We start from the raw sequence: 15,160 nt of genomic DNA, 5'->3' as shown, positions 1-15,160 counted from the left end.
GGTTATCTCCGATGGACGTTCATCGTTGGTGCTTCACGGTGTGCTCATGAGTGCTCGTGCCTGTTCTCGAGGTACTTCTCCAGGGCTGAGATATCCAGTTGTCCGGACACTCGTAGTGCTCTGCCGAATGCTCGGCGTCGTTCTGCGGTGCGCAAACAAACCGAAACGGGGTGCAGCCAGGCACCCCGTCCGGGAAGTCTGCGCCGCGGATCGGGAACTATCGCAACAACTTCGGAACCGTCACCGGTCTCACAGTCCTGCGCCACGATCCGCAACAGATCGACGGCCAGCTCGCGCTTTCGGCATCCGATACACGTCCGCACCGGAGCTTCTCGACGTCGGTGCGCCGGGACTTGCTCGGTGGTGCGTTCGAACAAAGGAACCGAAGGCTCGCGCTGAACCTGACACCACTCTACCGCTGTCCCGCTCGGAACACCGAACCCCGCCCCTTTCGAAGTTACGAACCTGTCATCCGGCGGGCCCGATTGGCGGGAATCGGTCAACTGCGATGCGCCTCCGTCCGCACGCTGCCGCTGCCCGCATCGGGTGCCGCATCGCTGCGGATATCGATCCGCCAGCCGGTCAGGCGAGCCGCCAACCTGGCGTTCTGCCCTTCCTTGCCAATGGCGAGCGAGAGCTGGAAGTCGGGCACGACCACTCGGGCGGCGCGCGCCTCCGGATCGACGATGGTGACCGAGACCACTTTCGAGGGGGAAAGCGCGTTGCCGACGAAGGTCGCCGGATCGTCCGCGTAATCGATGATGTCGATCTTCTCCCCGGCCAGCTCGCTCATCACATTGCGCACGCGCTGTCCCATCGGGCCGATACAGGCGCCCTTGGCATTGACACCGGGCACGGTGGTGCGCACCGCGATCTTGGAGCGGTGTCCGGCCTCGCGGGCGACGGCGACGATCTCCACCGAACCGTCGGCGATCTCGGGCACCTCGAGTGCGAACAGGCGGCGCACCAGATTCGGGTGGGTGCGCGAGAGGGTGATCTGCGGGCCGCGCGGACCACGGGATACGCCGACGACGTAGCACTTGATCCGGTCGCCGTGCTCGTAGCTCTCGCCCGGCACCTGCTCGGCGGGCGGGATCAGCCCCTCGGTGCCGTGCAGTTCGCTGCCGATGCGCACCACCACCGTGCCGCGGGCATTGGCGCGGGCGTCGCGCTGCACCACACCGCCGACGATGTCGCCCTCATGGGTGGAGAACTCGCCGAAGGATTTCTCGTTCTCGGCATCACGCAGCCGCTGCAGCACCACTTGGCGCGCGGTGGTCGCGGCGATTCGACCGAAACCCTCTGGGGTGTCATCCCATTCGGAGATCACATTGCCGTCGACGTCGAGTTCGCGGGCCATTACCCGGACCACGCCGGTCTTCTGATTGATATCGATACGCGCGTTGGGCTGGTGGCCCTCGGTGTGGCGGTAGGCCGTGAGCAGCGCCGACTCGATCGCGGAGATCACGGTCTCGATCGAGATCCCTTTATCGGCGACAATCGCGCGCAGGGCTTCGATTTCGATGTTCATTCCACGATCCCTTCGGTCGGCGCATCGGACGCTTCTGATGATTCGGTTGGTGCATCGGTTGTTCCTCGGACATCGGCGGCGAGGTCCACCGCCTCCTCCTGTCCCGGCCGCGGACGGCCGGGCGCGACTCCGCCCGCGAGTTCCAGTTCCCGCGCACCGGGCGGGTTGAACTCCACCTGGACGACGGCCTCGGCGATATCGGCCACCGGAATGTGCACCCGGTGCGGCTTGTTCTTGCCGCCGAGCACCAGCGCCACCGTGTCGTCGGTGAGGATGCCGACCCTGGCCTCGAACTTGTCCGATGACTTGGGATCCGGCGATGGCGCACCAGCGCGCAATGTGATCCGCACCTTGCGGCCCTGCGCGCGGCGCCAGTGCCGATCGGCGGTGAGCGGACGGTCGATGCCCGGGCTCGTCACCTCGAGCAGGTAGGGGGTTTCGCCGAAATCGCCCGCCTCATCGAGGACCTCGGACAGCTCGGCGCTCAGTTTCGCGATGGAGTCCAGATCGGAGGCCGCGTCGCTGTCCACGATCACCTGCACCCGAACCTGCGCATCCACATGCGTGCCCGCCGTCGAGATCTCGACACCCTCGAGGTCGAATCCTCGGCGCTCGACGAGTCCAGCAACAAGCTGGCTCACCCTTTCCTCGGTCGGCATGGGCATGTGGGGCGGCTCCTGGTTCAGTTGTCAGACGGCTGATCTTTCCAGCGAACTGCGGGCAGTCACTGGCGGAAAAATTTCTCTACCGGAGATCTAGCGTAACGCGCTCCGAGAGTGTAATGGACCAGCGGCCTCGAGCAAGTTTCCTGGCCACGCGCCTGCGACCCGGCGCGGCGGGTGTCGTGCCGACCGGACGGTAGCCGTGCGACCGGCCGCGCGACGGATGTGTGGTCGGCGGCGCGGCACACGCCTGGTCGGTGGAGCCTCGTGAATCTGGCACGATGGTGCCGTGCCCATCCGCCTCCCCGCCCCGCCGCGCGCCGGGTGCACTTCCGGCATCCCCGAAGACCGGCACCGAGTCCAGCACAGCGACGCTGGCGCCGTTCGCCCGAACATCGTCGACCGCCGGACCGCATTGCGGCTGGCAGGCGGCGGCGCGGTGGGTGTGCTGGCCGTCGGCGCGCTGGCCGGATGTACGGACAAGAAGGTGTACGAGCCCGATCCGCTTGCCGCACAAGAGGTTCTGGCGCGCACCGACGCCGCGGCGGCGACCGCGGCGATCGCCGTGACGCCACAGCGGCACGCCGCGCTGACCGCGATCGCCAGCGAACGCACCGAACACGCCGACGCGCTGCGCGCCGAAATCAACCGCGTCATCGGCGTTTACGGCGACGGGACGACGCCGGCGCACCGCACCCGCCAACCCGCCCCATCCGGCTCCGCCGCCTCCCCAGCGGCGTCCGGTACCGAAACAACGCCCACCCAGCCGCCGAGTATCGACGAGCTGCGCACGCGCCTCACCAACTCACAGCAGTCCGCAGGCGATCTCGCCCGCACCCAGTCCGGTTACCGCGCGGGCCTATTGGCCTCCATCAGTGCGGCATGCGCGGCGCAGGCCGGGGTCTTGCTCGCATGAATCATGCCGAACACCAAGCCTTGTCCGACGCCGGGGACGCGCCCCCGACCGACATCGCCCACCGAGCCGTGCTGCCCGCTGTGTGCACGGCCCACGTCCTGAGCCAGGGATGAGCACATGACCGAAGCCGAACGCCATGCCTTGCTCGACGCATTGCGCGCCGAATACTCGGCGGTATACGCCTATGGGGTGATCGCGGCCTATGCCTCCGCCGAGCGAACCCGGTTGGTCGCCGAGGACACCGCCGCCCATCGTGCCCGCCGCGACACCACCATCGATGCGCTGAAGTCGGCCGGAGTGGCGGCACCGCCACCCGACGCGGCCTACACCACACCGTTTCCGGTGAACGACCCGATCCCAGCCGCGAACCTGGCCGTCACGGTGGAAACCGACACCGCCGTCGCCTGGCGCTCGGTCGTCGAGAACGGCACTTCCGACCCCATCCGCCGGATGGGCGTCGATGCCCTCACCGAATGCGCCGTCCGCCTCGCCACCTGGCAATCAATCCTCGGCACCAACCCGCCCACCACCGCCTTCCCCGGCAAGGCCTGACTCACGCTCGCACTTCCCAGAGCCACGCACCGATTCGCTGACGGATCGGTGCGCGACGAGCAAGTCCCGGCGGCGACTCGCGTTCAGCGGGATCGCGGTGCCTACGGCAGCATTTCGCTGGTGCCATCCGCCGAATGTGCGTCGGCACGCTCACCGAATGCGCAGTGCGCCTGGTGACGATTGAGCACCCGCTCCGCTGCTCACTATTTCGCCCGCCGCGCGCGGACTCGGCTGCCACACCCCACCCGCCGCGCCGGGCACGGCGTACCGAGCCAGGCGCGGCGGCCCGCAGTTGGGCGGGGAATGTGGGGCTATGAGCGCATTTCGTAGGTGCCGTCGTAGGCGGCGACCTGGGTCCAGATGCGGTCGAAGCGGGGGCCGTCGGCTACCGGCGGCCGTAGGGACGAGGCGGCCCAGGCCTCTTGGTCGGGGGTGGCGGAGGGCTTGCCGTAGAGGGTCGTGGCGTAGCCGTTGAAGTCGCGGATCTGGAAGTCGAAGATCTGCTCGATGATGTCGCGGTCCAGGCCGATGATGGCGGCCTGCTCCAGGATCAGCTGGCCGTAGACCACCAGGGAGAACAGGTGGCCGATGGTCAGCATGAAGTCCAGGTCCTGCTGCTGGTCGGCATCGGGTGCGGCCGTGGTCAGCAGGGTGCGCAGGGCCTGGGCCTGTTCGTAGAAGCGCGCGACATTCGGCAGGTCGGCGTGCTTTTCGTACACCGGGGTCCAGTCGGCGAACCGCACCTTGCCCGCGCCGCGGGCCGGGCCCTGGCGGAAGAAGAACTCGTCGTCGGCCGCGTCGTGCCGGGTGCCGATCTCCGGGTAGTCCTTCGGGTTGAACAGGTAGTTCGGCATGAACTTCAGGATCTGGCCGACATTGACATGCACCGTGCCCTCCAGCCGGGGCAGCGTGCCGATATAGCGGGCGACCTGGGCGAAGTAGGTGTTCTTCTCGAATCCCTTGGCGGCCAGCACATCCAGCAGCAGCGTCATGACCGTCTCGCCCTCGGAGGTCACCTTGGACTTCGTCATCGGGTTGAACAGCAGATAGCGGCGGTCCTCGAGGCTGGCGCTGCGGAAGTAGTCGACGGCGCGGTCGCTGAACAGCTTCATCGCGACGATGCGCGCGTAGGCGTCCACGAAATTCGTTCGCACATGCGGGAATTCGGTGACGGCCTTACCGTAGAGAATGCGGTTGTTGGAGTGCGTGATGGCCTCGTAGAACGAGTGCTCGACCATACCGATACTGCCGTGGCACAGGTTGAACTTGCCCACGTTGACGGTGTTCAGCGCGGCGGAGAAGGCCTCGGGACCGGTGGACAGGATATCGGCGGCGGTCACCGGGTAGTCGTGCAGCGCGAAGGTGCTCACGTACAACTGGCCGTGGATGACATTGTCGATGAGTTCGTAGTTGTCGTGACGGCTGTCGGCGGCGAACCAGACATAGCCGTCCGCGCCGTCGATATCGGCGCGGCGGGAGAACACCGACACCATCGATGCGACATTGCCATTGCCGATGTAGTACTTCACGCCATTGGCGCGGAACAGAATTCCGGCATCGGCGTCCGCGCTGCCGGGTTCGGTCGGCGTCAGGATCAGGTCGGTGTTGTAGATGTCGGCACCATGGTCGCGCTCGGACAGACCGAACGCCATCACCTGACCGTCGACGAGATCGGCGGCGGCGCGCTTCTTGGCGGCCTCGTTATCGCTCTGCCAGATCGGGCCCAGGCCCAGGATGGTGACCTGTTCGGCGTACCAGTACGCCAACCCGTAGAACCCGAAGACCTCCGACAGCGCCGCATTGCGCGCCCCGTCCCAGCGCCGGTTCTCGTCGCCGTCGGCGTAGGCGGCGGGCGTCAGGAAGGTCGCGAACAGCTTCTCCTTCTTGACGAACTCGAGGAAGTCCGATACCCACACCGCATCGGCATCGTCGGCAAGCAACTGCCGCTTACCCCGCGATTCGAACCATTCGATGGTCGCCTTCAGCAGCCGTCGCGTCTCGGCGTCGAACTGCTTCGGGTCGTAGGTGGCGGGGTTGAACAACAACGCGTCGGTGCTCGTCATGCTGTTAACTTACCAGCGGGTAACAGCAGCCTGGAGCGGGTCCACGAATACCGCTGGCGACGAATCGTGCCTACGGAACCGTAGGTCAGGGCGGATGTGAGAAGCCCGGTCGACCCCGGTTGCTGTCGTTCTCAGCATTGCCGTAGTCGCCCGGGCTTCGCGACCGGTCGCCGAAGGCCGACCTATCGTTCGCCGCGCACCTGCGCGAGCACCGATTCGACCACCACATCGGCGGGGACCTCGGTGGACTCCCCGGTGAAGCGATCGCGGATCTCGACCTTGCCCTCGGCCCAGCCGCGGCCGACGACCACGACCAGCGGGACACCGATCAGCTCGGAATCCTTGAACTTCACACCGGGCGAGGCCTTGCGGTCGTCGAGGACCACATCGAGTCCGGCCGCATCCAGCAGCGCCGCGACCTGTTCGCCGCCCTCACGCGAGGACTCGTCCTTGTTCGCGATGACCACGTGCACATCGAACGGCGCGACCTCGCGCGGCCAGCGCAGGCCCTTCTCATCGTGCTGCTGTTCGGCGATGACCGCGACCATGCGCGAGACCCCGATGCCGTAGGAGCCCATGGTGAGTCGCACCGGCTTGCCGTTCTCGCCGAGCACGTCCACCTCGAACGCGTCGGTGTACTTGTTGCCGAGTTGGAAGATGTGGCCGATCTCGATGCCGCGCGCCGACACCAGGACGCCACGACCGTCGGGCGAGGGATCGCCGTCGCGCACCTCGGCGGCCTCGATGGTGCCGTCGGGGGTGAAGTCGCGGCCGGCGACCAGGCCGACGACGTGTTTACCCGGCTCGTCGGCGCCGGTGATCCAGCTGGTGCCGGTACCGATGCGCGGGTCGACCAGGTAGCGAACACCGTTGGCCTGCAGCGCCTTCGGGCCGATGTAACCCTTCACCAGGAACGGGTTGGCGGCGAAATCGGCCTCGGTGAGCAGTTCCACCTCGGCGGGCTCGACCGAAGCGCCGAGGCGCTTGTCGTCGATCTCGCGGTCGCCGGGAATGCCGATGCCGAGCAGTTCGGACTTACCGTCCGGATGCCGCAGCTTCACCATGATGTTCTTCAAGGTGTCGGCGGCGGTGACGGGACGGTCGGCGATGCCCGCGCCGTTGGCCCAATCCACCAGCGTCGCGATGGTCGGGGTGTTCGGGGTGTCGTGTACGACCGCAGCGGGCAGCCCCTCGATCGGCAGCGATTCGGCAGCGGGCGTGACCACCGCTTCCACATTCGCCGCGTATCCGGACTCCCGGCACACCACGTAGGTGTCCTCACCGACCGGACTGTCGGCGAGGAATTCCTCCGACGCACTGCCGCCCATCGCGCCCGAGGTGGCCGCGACGATGACGTACTTGACATCGAGCCGGCTGAAAATGCGCTGGTAGGCCTCGCGGTGCGCGTTGTAGCTGGCCTTGAGCCCGTCCTCGTCCAGATCGAAGGAGTAGGAGTCCTTCATGATGAATTCGCGCCCGCGCAGGATGCCGGCGCGGGGACGCTCCTCATCCCGATATTTGGTCTGGATCTGGTACAGCGTGACCGGAAGATCCTTGTACGAGCTGTATTCACCCTTCACGGTGAGCGCGAACAGCTCCTCGTGGGTGGGGCCGAGCAGATAGTCCGCACCCTTGCGGTCCTGCAGTCGGAACAGGCCGTCGCCGTATTCGGTCCACCGGTTGGTGGTCTCATACGGATCGCGCGGCAGCAGGGCGGGCAGCGAGATCTCCTGCGCGCCGATGGCGTTCATCTCCTCACGCACGACTTCCTCGACCCGCCGCAGCACCCGCAGGCCCAGCGGTAGCCACGAGTACACGCCCGGGGCGATGCGCCGCACATATCCGGCGCGGACGAGGAGTTTGTGACTGGGCACCTCGGCGTCGGCGGGATCGTCGCGCAGGGTACGCAGGAACAGGTGGGAGAGGCGGGTGATCACGGACGACAGGGTAGTCGCTGGCCGAACGATGTCTGCAAGGCATCGGCCCATTTCGGCGCGCGCGGGGGCTCCGCGGTTACGCAGGCTACCGCCTCCGAGCCCTGACCGCTCACGGCTCCTCCTCACCGACCCTCGAAACCGCCCCGCCTGGACGCGCACTGTGTTCGTCGCACACTCGCTCACGTCACCGCCCTCGCCCACACGCGACTCCGCCACGCGCCGACGCTGAGTTCATGGCTCGCTCGTTGATACTCGCTCGCGCGCCGGTACCGTATTCGGTCGTGCTGGTCCTGCTGCCTCCTTCCGAAACCAAATCCGACGGTGGAACCGACGGGCCGCTCGAGCTGGAGTCGCTGGCGATGCCGCAGCTCACGGTGGTGCGCGACCGGCTCATCGACGAGGTCGTCAAGCTGGCCGCCGACCCGGACGCCGCGCGTGCGGTACTCGGCCTGGGTAAAGGGGCCGATACCGACATCGCTCGCAATGCGACCTTGCGCAGTTCCGCGACCCGGCCCGCGCTGGAGCGCTACACCGGCGTCCTCTACGACGCTCTCGATGCCCGCTCCTTTACCAAGGTGCAACGCGCCAAGGCCTATGCACGCCTCGGCATCGGCTCGGCACTGTTCGGCGCTGTGCGCGCCGACGACCTCATCCCCGCCTACCGGCTCTCCGGCGGTTCCAAACTCCCCGGCCTGTCGACCCTTTCCGCCATCTGGCGCGATGTCCTGCCCGACGCCCTGCACGCCGAAGCCGCGGGCGAACTTGTCATCGACCTCCGTTCGGGCACCTACCAACAGCTCGGCCGCGTCCCCGACGCCATTACCGCCAATGTCCTCACCGAACACCCCAACGGCTCGCGAACCGTGGTCAGCCACTTCAACAAACACCACAAGGGCCTGCTCGCCCGCGCCCTCGTCCTCACCCGCGCCGACCCCACCGACATCCGCGCCGTCGCCCGCATCGCCACCAAATCCGGCCTCCGCACCGAAATAGCCTCCCCGACCGAACTCCTCATCATCACCTGACACACTCGGTGTCGCACAGCGTGTGCCGATGCCGCATAGTTCATAACCTCTGCGCGATGCCGACTGGCTGTGCAGCGAAGGGGGCGAGCAGCAGCTCGGTGGCGGTCGCCCGTCGAGGGGGCGGTCACCCGTCGAAGCGGCAGCCACCCATCGAAGCGGCAGCCACCCATCGAAGCGGCAGCCACCCATCGAAGCGGCAGCCACCCATCGAAGCGGCAGCCACCCATCGAAGCGGCAGCCACCCATCGAAGCGGCAGCCACCCATCGAAGCGGCAGCCACCCATCGAAGCGGCAGCCACCCATCGAAGCGGCAGCCACCCATCGAAGCGGCAGCCACCCATCGAAGCGGCAGCCACCCATCGAAGCGGCAGCCACCCATCGAAGCGGCAGCCACCCATCGAAGCGGCAGCCACCCATCGAAGCGGCAGCCACCCATCGAAGCGGCAGTCGCGGGCGAGGTCTTGTCGGCGCTTGCGGGTCATTGCCGACGGTTTGGTGCGGGTCAGATGCGTGCGGTGGGGTGCCAGGTGCCGGAGCGAGGGTAGGGGCGGGCCAGGTCGGCGGCTCGGGTGAGCCGGGTACGCCAGCGGTCCGTGGTGTCCAGGTCGCGCCAGATCCAACGGATCACGATCCAGCCGAGGGCACGCAGGGCGTCTTCGCGGATCTTCTCGGCGATCACCGCGGACTCCGGCGTGCCGGATGGAGTATTGCTGCGGTACTTGACCATCCCGTCGAACTCACCGACTACGCCCAGGGTTGGGAACAGAAAGTCGACTCGGGCGACGAAAGCGCCCTCGGCGTCCACTATCGTGGGCTGCAGTTCCGGAGCTGGAAATCCGAAGGCGCGCAACGCGGCTCGACTTCGTGATTCGCCGGGGCTCTCGGCACGGCCATCGAGGAACTCGACCACGCGTCGCGCGGCCGGGCATCCCGGGCGACCCGCTGACCGCGACAGCTGTTGCGCCAGTTCGGATCGGGTGGTCCGCTCGAAACGCAGTGCGGCGTCGCCGATGACAACGGCCTGTTCGAACGGCACGGTCCGCGCCAGATCGATGACGGTGCGTGCCATCGTCGTCACCCGAAAGTCGCCGACCTGCACGACCTCATCCGGCTCGGTCGACGTGGCGTGCACCACGATTCGCGGACCGATGCGAGCTCCCGATGCGCGGTTGCGCGTCATATGAACCCGCGTCAACGGAAGGGACCATATCGGTAGCCCATGCGCGACCGCCGCCGAAACATGACTGACGACGGCTGCGGAACTGGCACCCGCCGCCACAGCACCGATCAGCAACAGGTGCCGCTGTTCGGCGCTCAGCCCGCCCACATCGACCGCCCGGGCATACCGTCCGCGACAGATCCGCTGCCAACCGGGCCCGCTCAACTCATGCGCGGCCAGCCCCGCCTCGAGCGCGGCATGCCGAGAAATCGTCCTTGGTACCTTCACACCCCCGATACTCCCCACCCTCGCCCGCCCTCAGAAGCCCCAAACCCCCAAATGTGCATAACTCCGGGGTTGTGCACAACTCCCCCCAATTGCTCCCGCACACCCAGTCGCGACCTCGCACAAGCTATAAGCCTTTGCGCGATGCCTACTGGGTGTGTGACGGCTAATTTGGGCGGCTAGCGCCGGCGGATGGGCGGGCGAGTGCGGACCAGTCCCTACGGGTGGAAAGGAAAATCGGATGCGCACCGGACGAGCGGTCTGTACTGTTGCCGCGAGCGGCGGGGGAAATCCGAAAAGAGAGGCCGCACAAGGAAAGTGATGGCGTACGAGTGCGCTCGGGGAGGTAGAGATGACGAAGCTGAATCAGATCATCGCGGTGGAGAAGGGCGTCAAGAGCGGCGCGCTGCGCGAATTGGCCGAGACCCACAATCAGCTGCAGAAGCCGGGATTGCTGGCCGGTATCGCGCGCACCTATCAGCCGAAAGATGAAGAGGGCGAACAGCTTCCGCCGGAGTCGACGCGCGTGCAGGTGAAGTCGGAGGAGGTGTTGCGCCAGACGGCCGCGACGCTGACCCGGCTGTTCGACGTGACCGCGACCAAGGACTGGACGAACTGCGAGGCCAGGGCCGACGTCCGGGTGGACGAGCAGACCTTGCTCGCCGCCGTACCGGTCTCCTACCTGCTGTTCCTGGAGAAGCAACTGGCCGATCTGCACACCTTCGTGAAGAAGCTGCCGGTGCTCGACGCCGCCGAGGCGTGGGCGTTCGACGATTCGTCCGACACCTGGCGCACCGATGCCGTGCGCACCATTCGCACCAAGAAGGTGCCGCGCAACCACGTCAAGGCCGAGGCGACCGAGAAGCACCCGGCCCAGGTCGAGGTGTACTACGAGGACATCGCGATCGGCTACTGGACCACGGTGAAGTTCTCCGGCGCGCTGCCCGCCCGACGGGTCAACGAGCTGGTCGAGCGCATCGAAAAGCTCCAGCAGGCGGTCAAATTCGCCCGCGAGGAGGCCAATGGAACCGAGGTCACCGACCGCAAAACCGGTGATGTGATCTTCCGTTACCTCTTCCGCTGAGACCGGTCGGGGGCGAATAGTCGCCCTCGACCCCACGGACTCCCCCGCCGGTGCGGGGGAAGCGCAAGAGCGCAAACTCAAACTGAAGATAAGCCTGAAGACACGGTGACAGTGCGGGTTCGAATCCCGCTCCGGACACAGGCCCGGATAGCCCAATCGGTAGAGGCAGCCGGAATCTCAGACTCTCGCTCCAGCTCGAGTATTCGCCGCCGATCACCCGATCACGAGGAAAGGACACGGAGCGACGAGGTGCGGGTTCAACCCCCGTTCTCCGCGCCACATGCGGAGATGGTCCAAACGTAGGACGCGTCGCGGTGAGCTTGATCCGATCCCACGATCCGGTGCGCGAATCTGGGTGGCACCGAGGAACCCGAGGGTAGGCTAGACCCTCGGGTTCCCTTGCGTCAGAACGTCTTTCGTCGAGTTGCCGGTCAGGACTCGTCGGCGTCGGCGGACAGGTCGCGAATGAGTAATGCGGTATGCAGCGAGGTGCGGGATTCGCCGTCCTCGAGGTCGACGTCGAGGATCCGCTCGATGCGAGCGAGCCGGTCATAGAGGGTGGGTCTGCTGATATTGAGTCGCTTGGCGAGTTCGGTCTTATTGCCCGCCACATCGAGGAACTGCCGCAGCGTGCGCGTCAGATCGGCCGCATGCCGAATGTCGTAGTGCAGCAACGCACTCAACTCCGTTTCGGCGAAACTCTGCACACCGGGTTCACTGCGGATCAGCGAGAGCAGTCCGCGCAATCGGATATCGCCGCTGCGATAGAACGGCCGCGGCTCTGCCGCCCGAGCGACCGGCCCGGAGGCGGTAGCGGAGCGTGCCCACGCCGTGCCTCGCGAGCGCGGCGACTCGGATACCGACGATTCCAGCGATAGCGCGACCTCGGCGACATGCGATGCGTGCGCCAACTCGCGCGCGGTATCCAGCAGCGAATCCCCCTCGGCACCAACGCCGATGACCACGCGGTGCACCCCGTCGACCCGCCGCACCTCGGCGGTGATCGCCGTGCATACCGCACGGAGCGCGTCGTCGAGATCGGCGCTGCGCGCCACCGCGAGCACCATGCCGACCCGATCGCCGTGCTCGGCCGCGGTCAATGCGGTCGCCTTCGACAGCCCGAGGCCGTGGGTCACCGCGTCCAGCACGCCCGCACTGCGCCGCTGCCTGGCGACCTGATCGGCTTCGGCAAGGGCGGCAACGGCTACCGCGAGCGGAACGTAGTTCACCCGGCGGGTCAGCAGCCCCAGCGCGGCCGCCCTGGCCTGCGCATCGCGCTCGTCGAGCACGCGGCCGTTGACCATATCGTCGATGAGTCCGGTCTGCGCCTGCCGATGCAGGCCGAAGCGGTCCTTGTCGATCATCCGGTGCAGCGTCAGCGTTTGGGCCGCGCGCTCCAGCACCATCCGCGCCCGCGGCGTCGGGACCCGGCTCGATCGCAGAATCAGTCGACCCCACCGCTGGGTGTGCGGGCCGACCGCGACCACATCCCACCCGTCGGGCAGCAGTCGCGAGGTGGTCTCCCAGTTCTCCAGCATCGCCGAGGTGCTGGTGTGCCGGGCGGTGAGCGCCAGTACCCGGTGCGCCAGATCTTCCAGCACCACCGAGGAATCGAGCATGTCCGCGGCGGTCTTGACGATCTCGGCCAGCGCGGCTCGGCGCACGCTCAACTCCGTGAACGTCTCGTGCACGGTGCGCGCGAACTCGAGTTCGGCGTACTGGTCGGCCACGATGACCCGGTGTACCGCCTCGGTGATCTCCACGAATCGGGTAACCCGATGCAGGGCGACCACCGGCAGCTCGAGTTCATCGGCCAGCTCCACCACCACCCGGGGCAACTCCGGCACTGCCGCGCCGAGTTCCACGACCAACCCGGCCACTCCCGCCGCGGCGAGCGATCGCAGATAGGCGACCGTCGATTCGTCACCACCGGTCAATGCCAAGCCCGTGGTCAGCATCAGCTCCCCGCCGACCAGCAGTTCGGCGACATCCGGCAGGTCGCTGACGTGCACCCATCGCACCGGCCGATCCAGCGATCCCCCGCCGGCGACCTGCGGCTCGCCCGCGCGCACCACCGGCATGGCCAGCACATCGGCAACGGAGAGCAGCACCTACGAATTGTAAAACCAAATCCGAAATCGCGTACAGATCGTCGGGGCGATACGGGCGGTCCATAGTGCAGAGTTAGGACCACAACAGCATCCGACACACCGCCACTACCGGCACGCCGCCGAACGACAACGGCCCAGCAGGCACAACCAGATGACCCCACCCGGCGAATCCTGGGATCCGATCGAAACATCCGCGCGGCACCGCCCACGGCGCATCCCGGATCCCGGTGACCCGCCGGGGACAACGGTGAATCGGCACTCAACAGCTCAGCGGTCGACGCCCCGAACGCCCACGAATCGAATCGAGGAGATATGCAGACAATCGCGCATTGGCTCGACGGCAAGCCCTTCGCTGGCACGAGCTCGGCGTCCGCGCCGGTGACAAATCCGGCGACCGGGGTGGTGACCGGGCAGGTCGCGCTGGCCGGTGTCGAGGATGCCAGGGCGGTGATCGAATCGGCCAAGGCGGCGTTCCCGGACTGGCGCGATACCTCGCTGGCGCGGCGCACCCAGATCCTGTTCCGGTTCCGCGAACTGCTCAACGAGCGTAAGGAAGAGCTCGCCGAGCTGATCACCGCCGAGCACGGCAAGGTGCGCTCCGATGCGCTCGGCGAGGTGACCCGCGGCCTCGAGGTGGTCGAATTCGCCTGCGGTGTCCCGCATTTGATCAAGGGCGGATTCACCGAGAACGCGTCGACGAAGGTGGATATCTTCTCGGTCCGCCAGCCGCTCGGCCCGGTCGCGGTGATATCGCCGTTCAATTTCCCGGCGATGGTGCCGATGTGGTTCTTCCCGATCGCGATCGCCGCCGGAAATACCGTGGTGCTCAAGCCGAGCGAGAAAGATCCGTCCTCATCGCTGTGGCTGGCCGAGCTGTGGCACGAGGCCGGTTTGCCCGCAGGGGTTTTCAATGTGCTGCAGGGCGATAAGGTCGCGGTCGACGAACTGCTCGACAGCCCGAGTATCAAGGCCGTCTCATTCGTCGGCTCGACGCCGATCGCGAAGTACGTCTACCAGCGCGGCACCGCCAGTGGCAAGCGTGTGCAGGCGCTCGGCGGCGCCAAGAACCATATGGTCGTACTGCCCGACGCCGATCTGAATCTGGCGGCCGACGCCGCCGTGAACGCCGGATTCGGCTCCGCGGGTGAGCGTTGTATGGCGATCAGCGTGGTGCTCGCGGTCGGCGCGGTCGGCGACGAACTGGTCGCCAAGATCACCGAGCGCGCCAAGACCATCAGGACCGGTGACGGCGTCCGCGATACCGATATGGGCCCGCTGGTGACCCGTGAACACCGTGATCGCGTCGCCGCCTATATCGATGCGGGCGAATCCGCCGGAGCCACTGTCGTTCTCGACGGACGCGGTGTTCGGGCCGACGGGGCGGCGGACGGATTCTGGCTCGGGCCGACGATTCTCGATCACGTCGGCACCGAGATGAGCGTCTACACCGACGAGATCTTCGGCCCGGTGCTGTCGGTCGTGCGTGTCGACAGCTACGACGAGGCGCTGGCCCTGATCAACGACAACCCCTACGGCAACGGCACCGCGATCTTCACCAATGACGGCGGCGCGGCCCGGCGCTTCCACAACGAGGTGGAGGTCGGGATGGTCGGCATCAATGTGCCGATCCCGGTTCCGATGGCCTACTACAGCTTCGGCGGCTGGAAGAACTCACTGTTCGGCGATTCCCATGCACATGGCACCGAGGGCGTGCACTTCTTCACCAGGGCCAAGGCCGTGACGACGCGCTGGCTCGATCCGAGCCACGGCGGGCTCGAACTCGGATTCCCGCAGAACAAGTAGCCGGTCCTCGACTCAGGCAGGAGAACTCGCCG

12 protein-coding genes are annotated in these 15,160 nt (G+C 66.9%); 5 read left to right on the top strand and 7 right to left on the bottom strand.

The window, feature by feature from the left end; all coding sequences use genetic code 11:
- Positions 1-44: 44 nt before the first annotated feature.
- The 3 genes from ACQP2D_RS11965 to rimP all read right to left on the bottom strand — a co-directional run bounded on the left by ACQP2D_RS11965 (position 45) and on the right by rimP (position 2,196).
- Complete coding sequence (locus ACQP2D_RS11965) at positions 45-377, bottom strand: YlxR family protein (protein WP_433683778.1); 333 nt, start codon at positions 375-377, stop codon at positions 45-47.
- Between the two features lie 122 nt (positions 378-499).
- Complete coding sequence (gene nusA, locus ACQP2D_RS11960) at positions 500-1,531, bottom strand: transcription termination factor NusA (RefSeq protein ID WP_433683777.1); 1,032 nt, start codon at positions 1,529-1,531, stop codon at positions 500-502.
- Complete coding sequence (rimP, locus tag ACQP2D_RS11955; RefSeq protein WP_433683776.1) at positions 1,528-2,196, bottom strand: ribosome maturation factor RimP; 669 nt, start codon at positions 2,194-2,196, stop codon at positions 1,528-1,530. Before rimP ends, nusA begins: the two co-directional genes overlap by 4 nt.
- A gap of 286 nt (positions 2,197-2,482) precedes the next feature.
- Here rimP and ACQP2D_RS11950 point away from each other — a divergent pair, with 286 nt between their 5' ends.
- Both ACQP2D_RS11950 and ACQP2D_RS11945 read left to right on the top strand, forming a co-directional pair.
- On the top strand, positions 2,483-3,109 hold the full coding sequence (locus ACQP2D_RS11950; protein ID WP_433683775.1) for a hypothetical protein: 627 nt from the start codon (positions 2,483-2,485) through the stop codon (positions 3,107-3,109).
- A 117-nt stretch (positions 3,110-3,226) separates the two neighbouring features.
- Complete coding sequence (locus tag ACQP2D_RS11945) at positions 3,227-3,661, top strand: ferritin-like domain-containing protein (RefSeq protein ID WP_433683774.1); 435 nt, start codon at positions 3,227-3,229, stop codon at positions 3,659-3,661.
- A 311-nt stretch (positions 3,662-3,972) separates the two neighbouring features.
- On the opposite strand, the gene ACQP2D_RS11940 is transcribed toward ACQP2D_RS11945, so the two are convergent.
- Entirely contained in the window at positions 3,973-5,724 is a 1,752-nt protein-coding gene (locus ACQP2D_RS11940) for an acyl-CoA dehydrogenase family protein (RefSeq protein WP_433683773.1), read from the bottom strand.
- 182 nt (positions 5,725-5,906) lie between these two features.
- The gene (locus ACQP2D_RS11935) at positions 5,907-7,661 is read right to left on the bottom strand and encodes a proline--tRNA ligase (protein WP_433683772.1); all 1,755 of its coding nucleotides are present in this window, start codon (positions 7,659-7,661) and stop codon (positions 5,907-5,909) included.
- Positions 7,662-7,942: 281 nt separating this feature from the next.
- Here ACQP2D_RS11935 and yaaA point away from each other — a divergent pair, with 281 nt between their 5' ends.
- Positions 7,943-8,686 carry a peroxide stress protein YaaA gene (yaaA, locus tag ACQP2D_RS11930; protein WP_433685621.1) on the top strand — a complete coding sequence of 248 codons (744 nt, stop codon included), beginning with the start codon at positions 7,943-7,945 and terminating at the stop codon, positions 8,684-8,686.
- A gap of 502 nt (positions 8,687-9,188) precedes the next feature.
- Here yaaA and ACQP2D_RS11925 read toward each other — a convergent pair.
- Complete coding sequence (locus ACQP2D_RS11925; protein WP_433683771.1) at positions 9,189-10,133, bottom strand: hypothetical protein; 945 nt, start codon at positions 10,131-10,133, stop codon at positions 9,189-9,191.
- Between the two features lie 349 nt (positions 10,134-10,482).
- On the opposite strand from ACQP2D_RS11925, the gene ACQP2D_RS11920 reads away from it, so the two are divergent.
- On the top strand, positions 10,483-11,214 hold the full coding sequence (locus ACQP2D_RS11920) for a hypothetical protein (protein WP_433683770.1): 732 nt from the start codon (positions 10,483-10,485) through the stop codon (positions 11,212-11,214).
- Between the two features lie 431 nt (positions 11,215-11,645).
- Here ACQP2D_RS11920 and ACQP2D_RS11915 read toward each other — a convergent pair whose 3' ends face one another.
- Complete coding sequence (locus tag ACQP2D_RS11915; RefSeq protein ID WP_433683769.1) at positions 11,646-13,325, bottom strand: PucR family transcriptional regulator; 1,680 nt, start codon at positions 13,323-13,325, stop codon at positions 11,646-11,648.
- Between the two features lie 312 nt (positions 13,326-13,637).
- Here ACQP2D_RS11915 and ACQP2D_RS11910 point away from each other — a divergent pair, with 312 nt between their 5' ends.
- Positions 13,638-15,128 carry a CoA-acylating methylmalonate-semialdehyde dehydrogenase gene (locus tag ACQP2D_RS11910; protein ID WP_433683768.1) on the top strand — a complete coding sequence of 497 codons (1,491 nt, stop codon included), beginning with the start codon at positions 13,638-13,640 and terminating at the stop codon, positions 15,126-15,128.
- The last annotated feature ends 32 nt before the right edge of the window (positions 15,129-15,160 follow it).

The organism is Nocardia sp. CA-119907 (genome assembly GCF_050955995.1).
GTDB lineage: Bacteria > Actinomycetota > Actinomycetes > Mycobacteriales > Mycobacteriaceae > Nocardia.
The sequence above is the reverse complement of the archived record's forward strand: the minus strand, read 5'-3'. Positions and strand labels throughout refer to the sequence as shown.